Origin of the sequence: Paenibacillus sp. FSL R5-0407 (genome assembly GCF_038009185.1) — a bacterium.
In the GTDB taxonomy this organism is placed as follows: Bacteria; Bacillota; Bacilli; order Paenibacillales; family Paenibacillaceae; genus Fontibacillus; species Fontibacillus vini.
Window position 1 is genome coordinate 2,127,304 of record NZ_JBBPAX010000001.1, and the last position, 17,569, is coordinate 2,144,872.

Genomic DNA, 17,569 nt, shown 5'->3' on the forward strand with positions numbered 1-17,569 from the left:
TTGCGCCTTGACTTGGAGTCGACTTCAAGTTATAGACTTTGCTCTATCAAATAAATATTCCGAAACAGGAGGAAATGCATAATGAATATAAACCCGCGAGAACATACCGCATTGATTACAGGCGCCAACGCCGGGATCGGTTTGGAATTAACCCGGAAATTGCTGTCGGAAGACTGGCAAGTGGTTGCATTGAACCGTTCCGGTTTTCCCGAGGACGATATGAGCATCCAAAATGCAATCAAGAAGGGATCGCTGCGAATTTATACAACAGAGGACCTTGCCGACTATGCCAGCCTGAAACGTACTTTGGGAGAAATCAAAGGCAAGGAGCGTCGGATCGATATTTTGTTCAATAACGCCGGAGGATCCTTTCCCGAGCTAAGCTATTCGAAACAAGGCCGCGAAAAGCATTTTGAGCTGTTGACGGTCGTTCCGTATATTATTCTGAAGGAGTTGAAAGAACTTCTAAACAGCGGCAGTTTAAAAACGGTAATCAACACCTCTTCCTCCGCGCAAAAATTTACGAAAGAGTTTTCGATCGATATCCTGGAACGTCCCAAAACCTTCCGCAAGCTAATTGGCCCTTACGCCACATCAAAGCTGGCTCTTTCGCTCTGGACTCACGCCATCGTGCCGGAACTTGCCAAGGATGACATCCTGATCCGCAGCGTTGACCCCGGCGGCAACAATACGTTAAGAAAAGGGAAAACATCCGGATTACCCTTCCCGGTTGGTGTATTAATGAAACTATTTTTCCCACCTCCTACTCGCGGCGCTGACAGACTGTATGAGGGAGCACTCGGGGAACACCGGAATAAGACCGGCGTGTATTTGGTGAAAGGTCACGTTGTGGAATTAAAATTTATAGACCAGGCGCGGAATGTATTGGACAGGATTCAAGCGATTTATGAACAGGAATTTCTTCGTTCCGAATAAAAATAACGCCCTGGCGAAAGAGCCTTATCTTCTCCGCCAACGCGTCACTCAGATGATTAGTGTATATTTTTCTTTCTGAAACTGCCGCCCTTAACCTCGGCTACATCATATACGACCACAAACGCATTCGGGTCGAGTTCATGAATAATTTGTTTGATCTTGCTGTCTTCCAGACGGTTAATGACGCACGTAATTTCTTTGTATTGTTCATTGGAATAGCCGCCGTAAGCATCCGTATAGGTTGAACTGCGCCCTAACCGGTCGCGGATCGTTTCCACCATTTTTTCGGGTTGAGTGGTAATGATCTTGAAGGTCTTCGACCCGCTCAAGCCTTCTTCAACAATATGTATAACTTTGGATGCGATAAAATAAGCGAGTGCCGAAAGTATAGCTCCCTGCAATCCAAATACAGTCGAAACAACTACGAAGACAAAAGCATTCAAGAATAAAATTAAGTCACTTGTCCCAAAAGGAAGCTTCCGTGACAGCAATACAGCCAACATATCGATCCCGTCTAAGGCTCCGCCATTTCTCAAGGCCAAACCCATTCCGAAACCGATGATAATTCCGCCAACAACGGTAACTAAGAGTGTGTCCCCCTCAATAATGGTCGGTACATGGTGCATAAGAACTGTGCCGACCGCTAACGAGGCAATCCCGAGAATGGAATAGAAAGCGAAGCTTTTACCAATTTGCTTATAACCCAGCCAGACAAAAGGGATATTAATTACGGCAATCAGCAGCCCTAATGGTAATCCAAACAGCTCAGAACCGACGATACTTAAGCCGGTCACACCACCATCCGATACGTTATTCGGTATCAACACGGATTCCAGGCCATATGCCGCTACAAATGCTCCTATAATAATCAATAATCCTCTTGATATGATTCTTAGAATCCTTGAGTTTCGCTTGCTCGTTTTATTCATCTAACTCCCCTTTTCAGAATTAATGTACCATACACAATGATCGCTTAATAAAAGCTGATAAAAAACAGTCTATAATATTTTTCACAAAAAAGGCAAATGGGGAGCCCGTTTATAAACTCGAATAAATTCCGTATCGTAACAATCAGCTCAATAAAAAAAGCAACCGACATCCGGTTGCTGGGTACTTACATTATCATGTCCTATGTTAATAATTTAATTAAATTGCCAGCAGCTTAAACTTAGATTTCCATATTGGTAGCTGCGGTGAAGAAGCTCCGCTTTACGGTTGGCATCGCCCGTTCCCATGGCTAAGAGAAGCGGTATGAAGTGCTCATTTGTCGGTACGGCAGCATGGGCGTTAGGAGCTAATTCACGGTATTGAAACAGCGATTTCATATCCCATGATTCGATTTTACTCTGAAGCCAGGTATCAAACTGCTCCGCCCACTCGTCAACTCCTTGGGACCGCCAGTTTAATCGTCCCAAGTTATGAACGGTTCCCCCGCTGCCAATGATCAGAACATCCTGCTCGCGAAGCTCCGCAAGCGCCTTGCCGATTTGATATTGCTGTTCATTAGGCAGATGACGATTGACGGACAATGCAATAACAGGAATATCTGCATCCGGGTACAGTAGTTTGAGAACTGACCAAGCCCCGTGATCCAAACCTCGTTTTTCATTTCGAACATTCCCAATACCATGCTTTGTAAACAGCAATTGAATTTGCTCCACTAGTTTGAGGTCGCTTTTGGCCGGATAAGTCATCTGGTAAAGCTCATCTTGGAACCCGCCAAAATCATAAATGGTTTCATAGGTTTCAGCGGCGCTAACCGTCTGTACCGGTTCCTCCCAATGTGCGGAGAATAGGACAATCGCCTTCGGTCTTGGCGTATCTTTCTTAAAATGCTTCAGAAGATTTGTATATTTATTATCCTCAAGCACGATGGATGGCGCACCGTGCGCAAAAAAATAGGATGGCAGCATGTTTACACTCACTCCTTAATATAATTCCGGATCATCATGACCATCCTCATCTTGCAGGGACTGGATTACGCTTGTTAAAAATAAGACGGTCGATGGAGAGCGGCGACTCTGCAATGATTAAATGCAGTAAAACCAAAATGAATCCGAGATCCAATTCATATCCGGCCATGTTGCCATTGCCGAGAAGTCCGGCCGACAGCTTCGCTGTTACAATTGCTCCGATGAGCGTGACAACAAGCAAAACCGAAACATAGCGAGTAAACAACCCCACAATCAACATGATCCCGCCGACAAGTTCAATCACCGCTACGACATATGCCAAAAATCCCGGTATACCCATGGAGCTAAACCATGCCTCTACGTTACTAAGTCCCATTTGAAACTTGTCTACACCGTGGAATACGAATATAATGCCCAGCACCACTCGCATAATTAACGAAACTATATTTGATTTTGTCATTCGTTATTCTCCTCCTTGAATATTAGTAATAGGAATATAATTTCTATATCAGTAATTTAACGCGAGTCACATTGACTTGTCAATAAAAAAATTGATAATATAAAATTAACTTTTGTATTACAAATATTCTTGAGGTGAGATCTGATGGATATCGGCTCTACAATACGGGCGATTCGGAAGCGAAAAAATATTACCATCGCTCAAATATGCGAAACAACCGGCCTGTCCCAAGGCTTTATGAGTCAGGTGGAGACGAATAAAACCTCCCCGTCCATCTCGACCTTAGAAAGTATAGCCCAAGCTTTGAAAGTGCCGCTGGCGTATTTACTTTTAAAGAAGGAAGAGCGGATGCGGATTGTTCGGAAAAATGAGCGGACTATCACAACAAGCGGCCCAGAGAACTTAAAGGTTGAGCATTTAAGCTCGACAAAAAATGGGAGAATGATGCTTGTGGAAATCCCCATTGGTGCTTCGACAGGTGTCGCTCCCCACGCGCATGAAGGGGAAGAAATTCATGTTGTCATTAAAGGAAGAATATACGCAGAACAAGGGGAAGACGGAGCTGAATTTGAAGAAGGCGATTCCTTCAGCTGGAACGCATGTACTCCCCATTTAGTACGAAATATTGGTGAGGACACGGCAATCGTATTGATTTCCATCTACACTGAACATGAAATCGGACAGGACCTCATCTAAGAGGAAAGCCCTCAATCGAGCCATGCTGGCTGAATGAGGGCTTTTTACAATTAAGGACTGTCTCCGCGGTGTCATGGTCTTTTCCGTATAATGATGATGGGTAGTTCCGATTGCTGGGAAAGAATCTTTCATTCTGTTAATACACATGGCTCCCTGGATAAAATAAAGACCGAGCATGGCTCGGTCCGACACTAGATTGTATTGCACTTTCAACAAATATTTATTTCTTCTTATAAAACTCATGGTACAACTTCATGAGCGCTCTTTTCTCGATCCGCGACACATAGCTCCGGCTGATGCCGAGCTCTTTGGCGATTTCGCGCTGGGTCCGTTCTTCTCCCCCATGTTCCAGCCCGAACCGCCCCTTGATGACTTCCTGCTCCCGCTCATCCAAAATATCAAGATTCCGGTATATCTTGCTCTTCTCCATTTTGAGCTGAACCCGGTCCACGACATCGTCCGCTTCCGTACCCAAGATATCGATAAGCGTGATTTCGTTGCCTTCTTTGTCCGTTCCGATCGGGTCGTGAAGCGATACGTCCTTCCGGGTCTTCTTTAGTGATCTTAAGTGCATAAGTATTTCGTTCTCGATACAACGGGCCGCAAACGTGGCCAGCTTCGTGCCTTTGTTCGGCCGAAAGCTCTCAATCGCTTTGATCAGACCGATCGTCCCGATCGAGATCAGGTCTTCGAGGTCCTCGCCGGTGTTGTCGAATTTCTTGACGATATGAGCCACCAGCCGCAGGTTATGTTCGATAAGCAAATTGCGGGACACCGCGTCACCCTCGGCCATCCGCTGCAAATGCTTCGTTTCCTCCTCTTCCGTCAACGGTTGGGGAAACGCGTTGTTTTTCACATAAGATACGAGCAAAGTCAGCTGTTTGATGAATAAAGCAATGGCAGTAAACAATCCGGGCATAGAAGACACCTCCTGCTGAATCACTAGAGCAACCTAAGCATTCCTTCCGGGTCACTTCAATTGTATGTAGGTAGGAGCCCATCTGTGCCTGTACGGGAAACAAAAAGGACAGCAAACGCTGCTATCCCGATTCACCTTGCCAATAACAGATTGATTATCTCTAGACCTAATAATTCAGCAAAACCATGCACGGATTAGCCGTGGTCAAGCCTCTACCTTATTCGCGGGAAAATGTGTTGCTTCCACCGTATACTTCCGCGAGTATCGTTAGGTTGAAGTGAAAAAGCCATAAGCTAACGGACACTAGAGCCCTTATTTCGATGAATTTGGCCACTTTATATTTCTAACGGACTCCACGGACCTTATTTAGCAAAAATAGGCTTGATACTAGTTGTTTTGATACAAATAGCGGCTCTCCTGACCGTTAGATTAGAAAAAAGCATATTTTCGTGCAAATAAGGTACCTCATGTCCGTTAGAGTCTATATGTTCGGATTTGCCCATTTTGATTCAGTGCGCTAACACTTGGTCAGTACAATTGGCTTGGATGGTTATCCCTTCTAGGTCAGATAAGTACTAAAACCCACCTTCGGCTTCCAATCTTAGGGTGGGTTTTACTTTTTCTTGTTGTTATTAACTGCCACACGCGAAAAAGCCCCCCCGGAAATCTTCCGGGGGGGCTTGCCATCGTTTGCAAATCATTAACCCAAAATCTCGTCGATTTTGCTCAACTCTTCGGCGGTGAACGAAGGGCTGCTTAGCGCGCCGACCGCATCTTCGATTTGGCTCACCTTGCTGGCGCCAATCAGCGCCGAGGTCACTTTGCCGCCGCGCAATACCCAGGCCAAAGCCATTTGCGACAGTTTTTGTCCTCTCTCGGCGGCCAGATCGTTTAACTGCCGTACCTTCGCGATCCGTTCCTCGTTCAAATCCTCGGGACGCAGGAAAACGCTAGGGCCGGCAGCCCGGGAATCCTTTGCGATCCCGTTCAGGTAGCGGTCGGTCAGGATGCCTTTTTCCAGCGGAGAGAACACGATTGAACCGATACCCTCTTCCGCCAGGACGTCCTGCAAACCCTCCTCGATCCAGCGGTTCATCATAGAATAGTTCGGCTGATGAATGACCGCCGGCGTCCCGAGCCGCTTCAGGATTTGTGAAGCCTCCCGCGTCTGCTCCGGGTTGTAGTTGGAGAGTCCAACATACAGGGCTTTTCCTTGACGCACGATCAGATCAAGCGCGGCCATCGTTTCTTCCAGCGGTGTGTCCGGATCTGGACGGTGATGGTAAAAAATATCGACATATTCCAGACCCATCCGCTTCAGGCTTTGATCCAAGCTGGATACTAAATATTTTTTTGAGCCCCATTCGCCGTAGGGGCCCGGCCACATGTAATATCCCGCTTTGGTCGAGACGATCATCTCGTCGCGGTATGGACGGAAGTCCTCGCGCAGCAACCGGCCGAACGTCTCCTCTGCCGATCCCGGCGGCGGTCCGTAGTTGTTCGCCAGATCAAAATGGGTAATCCCCAAGTCGAAAGCTCTTCGTACCATGGCGCGCCCGTTTTCGTGCACGTCGATGCCTCCGAAGTTATGCCACAAGCCCAGCGAGATAGCAGGCAGCTTTAATCCGCTCCGCCCTGAACGGTTATATGTCATAGTTTCATATCTATTATCCATTGCTTGATACATGAATGCTTGCCCTCCTAAAGTAGATATGGCTCCAATATAATACACATGAAGCAGCATACCTATATCAGAAAGGATGTTAAATATGGCATGATGTCTTATTTCATGATTGATCCCGATATTCGGAGGGCGAAACGCCGACCATTTTTTTGAACATTTTGGAGAACAACAGCGCATCCTGATATCCGACCGAACGTGCGACCTCACCGATTGAGTATTGGCCTGCTCTCAACAGCCCGCAGGCTTTATCCATCCGGTAATGGAGCAAGTATTGCTGCGGCGGCAAACCGGTTGCCTGTTTAAACAGGGATGACAAGTACCTGCGATCCAACCCCACGATTGCGGCCAACTGGCCGACGGTAACTTCCTCACTGTAATGCCCATGCAGGAAATCGAGGCAGCGGTGAATATAAGAATCCCTGGCTTGATCCCGCGCCGAAACGGGCGGCCCAGAAGCCGGAGCAAGCTCCACCAGCATACTCAAGAATTCGTGCAGCAGCGCCTGCAGACGCAAATCCCGGGTCGCGGAATTATCCTCCGCTTCGTTCAGCAATTCGTACATCTGCGGCATAAACCTCGTGTCCATCGAAAATACGGGGTTTTCCAGGCTCAGCCGGGTCCGGCTTAAAATATCGGCCGCTTGGTCGCCGTAAAAACCGATCCAGGAATACGTCCATGGATCGGCTTCGTCAGCCTGATAAAAAATGACCCGTTCCGGATAAGCGAGAAACGCTTGTCCGGCAGTCAATTCATGCGTGATTCCTTCGGCGCTTACGACACCTTTTCCCGCATGAATAAAATGAATTTTATAAATATCGCGAACCCCGGGACCGAAGGAATGGAGCGGGGCGCAGCGTTCTTTTCCCCAATAGCTTAAATAAAGTTCAGGGCTTTCGCGAAACGGGCGATCCGGATTATGATGAAATATCGCCGGCATGAAGTAACACCTTCCCATAGCAGTATTCGCTGCTATTGTATCACATGAATCCGGATCCATATCTTTATTTCATTATGCCGACGACCTTAACTCTTAACCTTGTCGCATTCTCCGGATGATAAGCGAGTGGGGTTTCCTCCACTTCGACCAATTCGATCGTACCTGGGTCCGCTCCAGCCAAGACGGCTTGTTGTACCGCCTTTTCCTCGGCATCCTTCAACGAAGCCTCGCGCGGTTCCCGCGAATAAATATAGATCTGCTCGTATTGCCCGCTGATTTGGGCGATCGAGGCGCCGATCGCATTAGCCACACTGCCGTTTTCCGGTTTGATCATGCTCGCTACCCCGCGAATGGAATCCGGGATAATAATGCTGCCCCCGCCGACCAGAACAAGCTGAATGTCTTCGGACGATGTCTTCATTTTATCGATGGCTTGCTCGACGATGGCCGAAATTTCGGCTTGCGCAGCTTTGGCGAAGTCTTCATCGATGTGGGACACCAAGCTTTTGTCCCCTACATCAGCAAGTCCCAGCCGGACGGCGATGTCCGTGGCCGTTAGTGTACTTCCTCCAAACACGAGCGCTTCTTCGCTAATCTTGTACCCTACGCTGTCAGGTCCAACCATAATTTTACCGTTGTCAGCCACGCGAACAATGCTGCCCCCGCCTAGTCCGACGGAGATAATGTCCGGCATTCTGAAATTGGTTCGGATATCCCCGACTTCGACCGCAACAGACGACTCTCTCGGGAATCCGTCCTGCAGCACCCCGATATCCGATGTCGTTCCACCAACGTCAAGCACCATCGTGTCTTTGATCTGCGCCAAATAAGAGGCGCCGCGGATGCTGTTCGTCGGACCGCAAGCAATCGTGAGGATCGGAAATTGTTTTGCGTAGTCGATGGACATTAAAGTACCGTCGTTCTGACATAAATACACGGCCGCATCCGTAATTCCTTCTTCCTCCAACGCATGAATAAACCCTTGTGTCGTTGTCTCAATCACCTTGCATAACGCCGCATTCAAGATCGTCGCATTCTCACGTTCAATAAGTCCGACCGAACCGATCAGAGAAGAGCAGGAAACCGGGAACTCCTCTCCATATACCTCATGAACAAGATCTCGGACACTCAGCTCTTGGTCATTCTTAATGGAAGAGAATACGCCGATAACCGCGATGGACTCAACCTTTCCCCGCCATTCTCCCAATAGCGCCCGAATTTCATCCTCATCGACTTCGCCGAGAACTTGTCCGTCGTATTCATAGCCGCCCCGAACCAATGCGTAATTCCCCGACAGCTTCTCGACCATGTCCTGCGGCCAAGCCGTGTACGGAACGACGGAAGCCGTTGCGGGATAGCCCAAACGAATGACGCCGACTTTCGCCAGCTTTTTGCGTTCCACAATCGCGTTGGTGCATTGCGTAGTGCCGAGCATGGCATGCGTAATTAAGGTTTTATCGATATTCGATTCCTGCAGCAAATTCCGCAATGAGGTTTCAATCCCTGTCTTGATGTCCAGACTGGTTGGAGATTTCACGGCGTGAATCAATTGATGCCGCTCATCCAAAATTATGGCGTCCGTATTCGTACCGCCCACATCGATCCCGATTCTATACATGATCAGCCACCGCCTTTTTTACCAATTGTTCAATCGGAACATAATCGTAATCGTACCCAAAGTATCTCGGCCCCGCGGTTTGAATTCCCTTGTCCGTTCTCCATTTTTCATGGGCAGGGAGCCCGATCACCCGCACGCGTTTGCCGTATTTCAAGCTCTCGGTCGTCACGGGCAGCAATGTTTCATAATCGACCAGGCAGAGTAAGTCCGGGGTCATCCCAACTACCTGACCGTCCCGTTCCGCAACGAGATTTTCATTTTGAAAATGAACCTGCATATGGCCGCCTTTATGGGCTTCGATGCCCTCCAGATTCATTTTGCCAAGGTTGAAGCCGCCCTTGGTTTCCCGGATCACATCGACGATTTTCCCCTGGAACAGCTCATAGCCGGATACCAAGCTTAACAGTTCTTGCAGTTTTTCCTTCGCATCCCGATGTTTCGAGGAAATAATCTCCCCGATTTGTTCGGACAAGGTAACGATGTGATGAACCCCGCTTTTCTTCATTTGAGCCCCTGTCGTCGGGTACAGGCTAACCAAAGCGCTGGCCCCCATTTCGACCGTGGCTACACGAGCTAAGCGTTCCGTCCATTTGTTATCGATCGTTTCGAAAATGCCGATGTTTCCCTTTTCATCCGTAATCGCCATCGGGGTTGCCGAAATACCGTCCAGGTTGAACGTCACCATCTGAAGCTCGGGAAAAGCTCTGCCCATCCCGTCGCAATCGACCAGCGGCAAACCAAGCTGGGCCGCGACGACGATCGGAATCATGGAATTGACGCCGCCCGCTTCCATCGGGTAGGTGCCTGCAATTTTATCTTTGCCCAAGTACTGGGCCAGCTTTTGAAACACCTTCACGAACTCGCTTCCGTTCGGAAATTTCTCCGTCGATACGGAAGGCGCCCCCATCATGGCCGCCGGAATAAAAAAGTCTTCGTCGCCGATTTCGTCGACCGAAACCAATTTGACCGGCCCGTTCTTCTCAATGGCGGAGATGGCCATCAGTTTGCCGATATAGGGGTCTCCTCCGCCGCCCGTTCCCAGGAACGCGGCTCCGATTGCAATATTTTCAATAGCAGCTTTATCTAGATATCTCATTGATTTTCCTCCAATAGGACAGTTTTTGAAGCCGTTAAACGATAGCCCGCGATATACAGGACAAATGAAATGACAATGCCGAGCAAGGGTTGATTGGATACTTGAGGCAAGCCCGGAAATAAGGACAAAATGACGGGAGTACAAGCGATGACCGAACCGACGAGCCAGGAATAGACGCCCAAGCGATTCACACCCTCCGTCTCCTTCCAACTGCGCTTATCTCCCTTGTTCATCACCCAGTACGATGCGATCATTACACCCGCAACCGGTGGGACCATCGCCGACAAGATAGACATCACAGGTGTGAAGTAATCCAATATGCCAATGACCGCCAGCACGGTTCCGATCAGCCCGGCAACCCCTACGGCCCATTTTTCCTTTTGCTTGGATACGTTAAAGACATTGATTAAGGCGAAGCCGCCCGAAATGGCATTGACCATATTGGTTTTCCATGCCGCCAATATAAGAACGACACCGCCGATAAACGGAGTAGCGATATTCAAAAAGACAGCCGTAACATCATTCGTTTGGTAGGCCAGTGTTAGAACGGCCCCCACACTGATCATAAGGACACCTGCCGGTATAATTCCGAAGATCGCCGCTTTCCACACATCGGAGCGCTTCCCGGAAAATTGCGAATAATCACCGGCAATGACCGCACCGAGCGCAAAAGAACCCATCGTTACCGCAAGACCGTCCATAAAGCCCATCTTCTGCTCAGGCCTGTAGCTTGAAATAAGCTGCACAGTTTCTCCGTTTAACGCCTGAATCAGACCGTATACGCAAAGGACGACCAGCAGCGGAACGGCAACATAGCTTAGAACACGCAACACTTTTATTCCGTACATGGCAGATACAACCATGACCAGGCCGCTGATTAAGGAAGCTACAGGAACAGGCATCGCGATATCAAGCTCCGCTAACAAATTCGCCAGCGCCGCCCCGCACACATTGGCCTGAATCCCAAACCAGCCAAGACAGGCAATGGTCAGAATGATGGAAAGAATGGTACGTGATCCTTTTTTACCGAATCCCTGACTCGCCACTTGAACGGTGGTCTTTCCTAGATCCGTGCTTTGGATTCCCTGTAAAATCATGATAGCAACGATAATGCCATACCCGATCAACGCAACTGTTAATGTCTTGGATAAGCTCATTCCAGTGATCAGCGTGTTCCCTACCAAAAGCCCCGGTATACTGATCATCGCTCCGGCCCAAACGATCCCCAGCGTGAACCAAGACTGAGTTTTCTCTTTATTGCCCATAACTCCTGTCCCCCCAATCTTGATCGATAACTAAAAACGATTGTTCTTATTGTAAAAGAACCGGGGAGGGCCGTCTTTTTCGGAAATAAAAATAAAAATCCGAATTTTTGTCGTTTGGACAAAGACTCGGATTTAGCAGGTTTAGCTGTTTATTAACCGGTAGATCATGCAAGCCAGATACACATCGTAAAATTCGGAGTTCTTCGTGATATCGTATCCCAGCAGCTCGCTGATTTTTTTGACGCGGTATTTTACTGTATTTTTGTGAACGAATAAGAGTTGGCTGCATTCATCAAAGCTCCCCTTCGCATCCAGCAGGAACGTCATCAAGGTTCTGACGGATTCCGGATCCTCTAGCACAGGAGCAATTACGGACATCCACTCCTCCACCACTTCCTCGCCCTGTACGCTCAAATCCACGGCCCGCTTCATGGAGCGAATTTCCGCCGCCGTAAACCATTTTCGCTCATGGTAAATGAGATGAATCTGCTTCCTGACCTGATTCACAAGCTGATACATCCGCCGCACGTCCGTCGTGTTTCTCATCCTTGGTGCGTATACCATTTCGGATATCGAAGACAAGAAGCTCGTCGTCTCCATATACTCTTCGGCAATTTCGATTTCATTGGATTTGTACGAACCGTTGCCCAACAGAACAACAATGCAGTAGTCGATCGTCTGGATGACGGCCGTTTGATAATATTTGGAGAGATGTTCCGCCAGGTCCTCCCGGATGTCTTTTTCCTCCGATAAATCCTCGAAGTAGACGAGCCACATCATCTGAACCGCCGCAACATCGATATGAAGCAGATGGGCAAGCCTCCGCATCTTCTCGCTCTCATCGTTGAGGATCGCTTTGACCAGAGCGTATTCGCTGACCTCGTTATGCTTGTCTCCCCAAAGATTGACGGCCACTTGCACGACCTCGCCGATTTTATCTATGGTTTTTACCGGCAGCTTCGCATTTTCTTTAATGACAAACAGGTACAGAGCCTCTCCATTCTTCTGGCGGATGATTTGATGACCGATAAAACAAGCGGAATCGTTGTTCTCTCCCCGTGCCCGGCCGTCGATATAATGAGGCGCGTATCCCCGAATGAGGCTCACCACGTCCAAGGTCGAGTTGCGCGGCCACATGACTTGATTGGCAATGTCCAGCTGCGTATTCGTCAGTACGAGATTGGCCTTCAGCCGGTCGGACAACAATTTCAGCATAATTTCCACACTGCGCGAATGCTCCGGCAGGAACGATACTTTCTCCAGCGTTTCATTCACAAAATTATCATTGATCGTCTGATTGTCGAGCACAATCGCTTCCATCACTTCATAAATCACTTCATTATAACGAAGCGAGATATCGTTCTCTGGCATGCAGATGATGATAAAATTGTGCGATTCGGCTAATTGCAGCACTTCCTCCGGGATTTTCGGAACGATGATTCCTACATAATACAGGATCAGTCCCACTTCGCCGAGATCGATCAAGTACTGGATCGTCTCGCACTGTTTCTCCACGCTGTCCTTAATCGTGTATAAGGAACTGATTACAATCTCTTCCGCATACCATTCCTCCTGAACGGTTTGAACGATTTTGGAAGAAAAATCGGCGTTCGACACCTCCAATACGGATAAGGAGGAGACGATGCGATGCAGGCTACTCTTTCCGGCCAGCACCTTGGCCCCTCGAAATGAAGGCAATTGCAGCATATCTTTAACGGTTACCCCATGTTGTTCACCACTTTTTCTTGTTCAGTGATTATTGAAGCTATTCCTAAATTTTAAAGTGAATGGGGATGAAAAGCCAATCGAATAAAAAAAGGCTGCCTTATCCGTGGATTTCCCGATTTCGCGCTATGATATAATGATGGCAGCCTAAAAAGGAGGAGTACGTTTGACGACGATTCATTATGTTGAAAGCAATACGTCACACGCCGGTAATTTTGTGGTCGACGTGCCGGTGGGCTATCACTGGCTGCTTGTTCTCACCAAAACCCCGGCTCAATTCTGGGTCGACGGGGAGCTCAAGACATATCCCGCACATTGCGCCGTCATCTACCGTCCGAACCAAAAAGTCTATTACCGTTCCAGCGCCGACCAGTTCGTCAATGATTGGATTCGCTTCGAGACCAACGAGCCTTACATAGCGGAATCGCCGCTGCCGACAGGTGTACCTTTCGCCTTGATCGATCCGGAATATTGCGGCAAGCTGTTTGAATTACTGGTCATCGAACACAACAATCAGCGGGACTATAAACATTCTTCCCTCGACTGCTTGCTCCGTACGCTGTTCAACAAGCTGCTTGAATCCTATTTCCACGGCGGCGAGCTTACGCCGCAATACCACAATCTATTGAGGCTGCGGACCGCGATTCAGAACCATCCCGGCGATGACTGGTCGGTCTCAAAAATGGCGGAGTACCTTCAGATCAGTACGGGCTATTTACAGAACATTTACAAGAAAACCTTCGGCGTTTCCTGCATGGATGACGTCATCAACCACCGTATCCGTATAGCCAAAGAATACTTGATTCATAACACGCAATCGATCGCCGAAATTTCTTCCCGTTGCGGATATCAAAATGTCGAACACTTCAGCAGGCAGTTCAAACAAATCACGGGCCACACGCCAAGAAATTTTCAGAAGCTTAACAGTGCTCTTTCTTAAAATATTGCTTTACAAGAAACTTCATCATTTCGCTAGGTTCCTCTTCGAGATATTCGGCCCGGTCCGCAAACAGCATTCCATAAGGAGTCTCGGGCATGAGGGGGTTCCAATGAGGAAGCTCCTCTCCGGTAGAATCTATTCCATTCGGGTTTCCTGAAGCAATGAAGTTCGCCCAGTAGTTGCACATTTGTCGAGCCAAATCGTAGTGTTTGCCGACAAACGGCCTCCAGCATTTGGCGAGCGTCTCAAAGAAAAACCAGAGATCCACGGAATGGAAAGTACCGGGGTTATCCCAGCCTGGGATGTCCGCATCGAAATTATAATAATACAACGGAGTGTTGGCGCCGCTATCGGCATTAGCCTGTGCGGCTAAGCGGATGGCATACTCGATGCCGCTCACCGAGGCTCTCTTCTTGGCCTCCTCAATGTCGACTGACTGACCGCCGCACAATTTCAGGAATTCTTCGGCATCGTTGCCGAACATATCTGCGGCCATCCTCTCGAGCTCACCCTGCGTTTCGACATTCGGGACGCTGAAAAACTCGGAGGAGGTATGGCCGAACATGACCGGCACCATCCAGCGTTTATTTTGCAGGAAGCAATCAAACGGGTTGCCAACGTTAAATCCCCCGTCTTCGACGGTTCCCCAGAAGCCCTGGTATTCCACCGCTTTGTCCCGCAGATAGGTTCCATCCAGCCGCCGCGCTTCCTCAAGCGTGGAGACGCCGAGATATTCAAAAAATGTGACGCCCGCCCGTTCCGCTTCTCCCAACTCTGTCCAAAAATCAGGCATGCCTTTATTAGGATAAAGGGACGTAAATACTCCGCTTTGAACAATGGCTCGCTGAAAGAGACCTTCGTTCTGAGGAGATGCAAGCTGGCTCAAGACACTCCAGCCCCCCGCCGACTGTCCGCCGATCGTTATATTGTCCGGGTCCCCGCCAAATGCCTCAATATTGCGCTTGACCCATTTGGTAGCCGCCTGCTGGTCGAGATGGCCGAAGTTAGCGGGAGCGTCCGGCGCTTCCGCCGTGATTTCCGGGTGGGCTAAAAAACCGAATACGTTCAAACGGTAATTGATCGTTACCACCACGACTCCTCTTCGCGCTATCCGTTCGCCGTCAAACTCCATTTCCGCCGTATGGCCGACCTGGAGCCCGCCGCCGAAATACCAGACATACACCGGCAGCTTTTCATCGATGCTTTTGGCCGGCGTCCATACGTTAAGGTACAAGCAATCCTCATCCATCACGATATCCGGTTCTACGGCCCACTCCCGGGTATAAATGTTGTTATCGTCAATCTCTTGTCTTACCTGCAAGGAAATCGGTGCGAATTCATATGCTTTAAGCACGCCTTCCCAATTTTCTGCCGGCTGGGGGGCACGCCATCGGTTCTTTCCTACCGGCGGAGCTGCAAACGGAATCCCCTTAAAGCTTGTAATCCGGGGATCCGCTGCCGGCAGTCCCTGAACCATCCCATTTTCGACTTTTGCGACTCGAAGCATAACCAACGCCTCCTATTCTATTCCGGACGTTCCCGGCGATTCAGAAAATTATAAGATGTGCCCCCGCTGAAAACAATGATGCATCCTCACTTGTAATTGATTTATTCTAATATTCATTAAATTTATAAATGCCAAATGGCTATTTATTAATAACGTTTATTCTATTTTCACTTGGGATATCAAACTTGATCTTTCCTATTCTATTCTAAAAATAATTTGTTGACATTTACTCCTTTGGACGTTACGATTCACGCAAAAGCAAAATGAAACAAACGATATTATATCGTTGTTTCTCGAACAGTATGATTGGGAGTTGATACCGGATGAAGCAGCAAGGAGTAAACCCTTATCTGCCGTCATGGGAATACATACCTGACGGGGAACCGCATGTTTTTGAAGACAGAGTCTATGTTTACGGATCGCATGATCGATTTAACGGACATGTTTTTTGCCTGAACGATTATGTTTGCTGGTCGGCACCTGTGGATAATCTGGGGGACTGGCGATACGAGGGCGTGATATATGAGAAAACGGATGATCCGCTTAACCCGGACGGCCATATGTGTCTTTATGCGCCCGATGTCACCCGCGGCCCGGACGGACGTTATTATTTGTACTATGTTCTGGACAAGGTATCCATCGTTTCAGTCGCCGTCTGCGATACTCCGGCCGGCAAATACGAATTCTATGGATATGTCCGGTATGCCGACGGTACGCGTTTAGGTGAACGGGAGGGAGACGAACCGCAATTCGACCCGGGCGTCTTGACGGAAGGAGATCTCACTTATCTGTATACCGGGTTCTGTGCGATTGGCGACCGGTCGCGTCATGGCTCGATGGCTACAGTACTCGGACCGGATATGCTCACCATCACCGAAGATCCGGTATTCGTTGCTCCCAGCGAACCGTACGGCAAAGGAACCGGCTTCGAAGGACATGAATTCTTCGAGGCGCCTTCCATCCGAAAGCACGGAGATACGTACTATTTCGTTTATTCTTCGATCGTCATGCACGAATTGTGCTATGCGACCAGTCTTCATCCAACGAGCGGTTTTGAGTACCGCGGCGTTATCGTCAGCAACAATGATCTGCATATCGATACCTATAAACCCGCTGACAAACCCATGTTCTATGGGGGTAACAATCACGGCGGCATGGTGGAGACGGGCGGACAATGGTACATCTTCTATCACCGGCATACAAACGGCACGAGCTTCAGCCGGCAGGGCTGTATCGAACCGATCGCTATCTTGGAAGACGGAACCATACCGCAAGTGGAGATTACAACGAGCGGCCCGAATGGCGGCCCGCTAGAAGGGCGTGGCGAGTATCCGGCATACCTGGCCTGCCATCTGTTTACGGCGGCTGTGGATGAGCGGTATACAGGCTCGCATGGCGCCTGGATGGACGGCCGATTCCCGAAGATCACGCAGGACGGGAAAGACGGGGACGAGGAAGTCGGTTATATCGCCAATATGCAGGATTCCGCAACAGCGGGGTTCAAGTATTTTCATTGCGAAAATGTGCGGAGCATGAAGATCAAAGTCCGAGGCTATGCCCGCGGAAGCTTCGAGGTCAAGACGGCATGGGATGGACCGCCGCTTGGCTCGATTCCGGTGGATTTCACGAATGTATGGACGACGTATGAGGCCGATATCGCCATTCCGGACGGAGTTCACGCCCTCTATTTCACTTATAAGGGAATCGGCAACGCGAGTCTGGCTTCGTTCACATTGGAATAACGAACGAGCGTTTCACAATGGCTTCGTCTTCTGCTTACCCCAGATCCTCCTACTTGGTTGTAAATAATATTAAAAAGACGGCAGCCGGACTAAGATCCGACTGCCGTTTGCATTTATCGTAAATTGAATTA

Annotated in this window: 15 protein-coding genes; 4 read left to right on the forward strand and 11 right to left on the reverse strand. The window is 48.8% G+C overall.

Features of this window, described 5'->3' with window-relative positions; genetic code table 11:
- Positions 1–81 precede the first annotated feature (81 nt).
- On the forward strand, positions 82–936 hold the full coding sequence (locus tag NYE70_RS10200; protein ID WP_341045885.1) for an SDR family NAD(P)-dependent oxidoreductase: 855 nt from the start codon (positions 82–84) through the stop codon (positions 934–936).
- Positions 937–992: 56 nt separating this feature from the next.
- On the opposite strand, the gene NYE70_RS10205 is transcribed toward NYE70_RS10200, so the two are convergent.
- From NYE70_RS10205 to NYE70_RS10215, 3 genes are all read right to left on the reverse strand, one after another.
- Entirely contained in the window at positions 993–1,865 is an 873-nt protein-coding gene (locus tag NYE70_RS10205; RefSeq protein ID WP_211020032.1) for a YitT family protein, read from the reverse strand.
- Positions 1,866–2,078: 213 nt separating this feature from the next.
- Positions 2,079–2,849, reverse strand: a complete 771-nt coding sequence (locus tag NYE70_RS10210) for a DODA-type extradiol aromatic ring-opening family dioxygenase (RefSeq protein WP_341045886.1) — start codon at positions 2,847–2,849, stop codon at positions 2,079–2,081.
- A gap of 46 nt (positions 2,850–2,895) precedes the next feature.
- The gene (locus NYE70_RS10215) at positions 2,896–3,309 is read right to left on the reverse strand and encodes a DoxX family protein (protein WP_341045887.1); all 414 of its coding nucleotides are present in this window, start codon (positions 3,307–3,309) and stop codon (positions 2,896–2,898) included.
- Positions 3,310–3,453: 144 nt separating this feature from the next.
- Here NYE70_RS10215 and NYE70_RS10220 point away from each other — a divergent pair, with 144 nt between their 5' ends.
- Positions 3,454–4,005: a helix-turn-helix domain-containing protein gene (locus tag NYE70_RS10220; protein ID WP_213655667.1), complete on the forward strand. Its 552-nt coding sequence runs from the start codon at positions 3,454–3,456 to the stop codon at positions 4,003–4,005.
- Between the two features lie 220 nt (positions 4,006–4,225).
- Here the strand turns inward: NYE70_RS10220 and sigK are convergent, their stop codons facing one another.
- From sigK to NYE70_RS10255, 7 genes are all read right to left on the reverse strand, one after another.
- On the reverse strand, positions 4,226–4,924 hold the full coding sequence (gene sigK / locus NYE70_RS10225) for an RNA polymerase sporulation sigma factor SigK (RefSeq protein ID WP_211020036.1): 699 nt from the start codon (positions 4,922–4,924) through the stop codon (positions 4,226–4,228).
- A gap of 700 nt (positions 4,925–5,624) precedes the next feature.
- A complete protein-coding gene (locus tag NYE70_RS10230) occupies positions 5,625–6,611 on the reverse strand; it encodes an aldo/keto reductase (RefSeq protein ID WP_341045889.1) in 987 nt (328 codons plus the stop codon).
- 100 nt (positions 6,612–6,711) lie between these two features.
- Complete coding sequence (locus tag NYE70_RS10235) at positions 6,712–7,545, reverse strand: AraC family transcriptional regulator (RefSeq protein WP_341045891.1); 834 nt, start codon at positions 7,543–7,545, stop codon at positions 6,712–6,714.
- 64 nt (positions 7,546–7,609) lie between these two features.
- Positions 7,610–9,163 carry a hydantoinase/oxoprolinase family protein gene (locus NYE70_RS10240; RefSeq protein ID WP_341045892.1) on the reverse strand — a complete coding sequence of 518 codons (1,554 nt, stop codon included), beginning with the start codon at positions 9,161–9,163 and terminating at the stop codon, positions 7,610–7,612.
- Entirely contained in the window at positions 9,156–10,259 is a 1,104-nt protein-coding gene (locus NYE70_RS10245) for a DUF917 domain-containing protein (RefSeq protein WP_211020040.1), read from the reverse strand. Before NYE70_RS10245 ends, NYE70_RS10240 begins: the two co-directional genes overlap by 8 nt.
- Positions 10,256–11,524 carry a cytosine permease gene (locus tag NYE70_RS10250; RefSeq protein WP_341045893.1) on the reverse strand — a complete coding sequence of 423 codons (1,269 nt, stop codon included), beginning with the start codon at positions 11,522–11,524 and terminating at the stop codon, positions 10,256–10,258. The genes NYE70_RS10245 and NYE70_RS10250 overlap by 4 nt, the downstream gene beginning before the upstream one ends.
- Positions 11,525–11,665: 141 nt before the next feature.
- A complete protein-coding gene (locus tag NYE70_RS10255; RefSeq protein ID WP_341045895.1) occupies positions 11,666–13,231 on the reverse strand; it encodes a PucR family transcriptional regulator in 1,566 nt (521 codons plus the stop codon).
- A 184-nt stretch (positions 13,232–13,415) separates the two neighbouring features.
- Between NYE70_RS10255 and NYE70_RS10260 the strand changes: the two genes are divergently transcribed.
- Entirely contained in the window at positions 13,416–14,189 is a 774-nt protein-coding gene (locus tag NYE70_RS10260; protein ID WP_341045896.1) for an AraC family transcriptional regulator, read from the forward strand.
- Here NYE70_RS10260 and NYE70_RS10265 read toward each other — a convergent pair.
- Complete coding sequence (locus tag NYE70_RS10265) at positions 14,170–15,696, reverse strand: carboxylesterase/lipase family protein (RefSeq protein ID WP_341045897.1); 1,527 nt, start codon at positions 15,694–15,696, stop codon at positions 14,170–14,172. The genes NYE70_RS10260 and NYE70_RS10265 overlap by 20 nt on opposite strands.
- A 323-nt stretch (positions 15,697–16,019) precedes the next feature.
- Between NYE70_RS10265 and NYE70_RS10270 the strand changes: the two genes are divergently transcribed.
- Positions 16,020–17,438, forward strand: coding sequence for a family 43 glycosylhydrolase (locus NYE70_RS10270; protein WP_341045898.1), 1,419 nt, complete (start codon positions 16,020–16,022; stop codon positions 17,436–17,438).
- Positions 17,439–17,569 lie beyond the last annotated feature (131 nt).

Bases quoted from the DNA above. Each gene is read 5' to 3' on its own strand.
- NYE70_RS10230 (WP_341045889.1), bottom strand. From the start codon at position 6,611: ATGTATCAAGCAATGGATAATAGATATGAAACTATGACATATAACCGT.
- NYE70_RS10255 (WP_341045895.1), bottom strand. From the start codon at position 13,231: ATGCTGCAATTGCCTTCATTTCGAGGGGCCAAGGTGCTGGCCGGAAAG.
- NYE70_RS10270 (WP_341045898.1), top strand. From the start codon at position 16,020: ATGAAGCAGCAAGGAGTAAACCCTTATCTGCCGTCATGGGAATACATA.
- NYE70_RS10245 (WP_211020040.1), bottom strand. From the start codon at position 10,259: ATGAGATATCTAGATAAAGCTGCTATTGAAAATATTGCAATCGGAGCC.
- NYE70_RS10215 (WP_341045887.1), bottom strand. From the start codon at position 3,309: ATGACAAAATCAAATATAGTTTCGTTAATTATGCGAGTGGTGCTGGGC.
- NYE70_RS10265 (WP_341045897.1), bottom strand. From the start codon at position 15,696: ATGCTTCGAGTCGCAAAAGTCGAAAATGGGATGGTTCAGGGACTGCCG.
- NYE70_RS10200 (WP_341045885.1), top strand. From the start codon at position 82: ATGAATATAAACCCGCGAGAACATACCGCATTGATTACAGGCGCCAAC.
- NYE70_RS10205 (WP_211020032.1), bottom strand. From the start codon at position 1,865: ATGAATAAAACGAGCAAGCGAAACTCAAGGATTCTAAGAATCATATCA.
- NYE70_RS10235 (WP_341045891.1), bottom strand. From the start codon at position 7,545: ATGCCGGCGATATTTCATCATAATCCGGATCGCCCGTTTCGCGAAAGC.
- sigK (WP_211020036.1), bottom strand. From the start codon at position 4,924: ATGCCCGGATTGTTTACTGCCATTGCTTTATTCATCAAACAGCTGACT.
- NYE70_RS10210 (WP_341045886.1), bottom strand. From the start codon at position 2,849: ATGCTGCCATCCTATTTTTTTGCGCACGGTGCGCCATCCATCGTGCTT.
- NYE70_RS10220 (WP_213655667.1), top strand. From the start codon at position 3,454: ATGGATATCGGCTCTACAATACGGGCGATTCGGAAGCGAAAAAATATT.
- NYE70_RS10250 (WP_341045893.1), bottom strand. From the start codon at position 11,524: ATGGGCAATAAAGAGAAAACTCAGTCTTGGTTCACGCTGGGGATCGTT.
- NYE70_RS10240 (WP_341045892.1), bottom strand. From the start codon at position 9,163: ATGTATAGAATCGGGATCGATGTGGGCGGTACGAATACGGACGCCATA.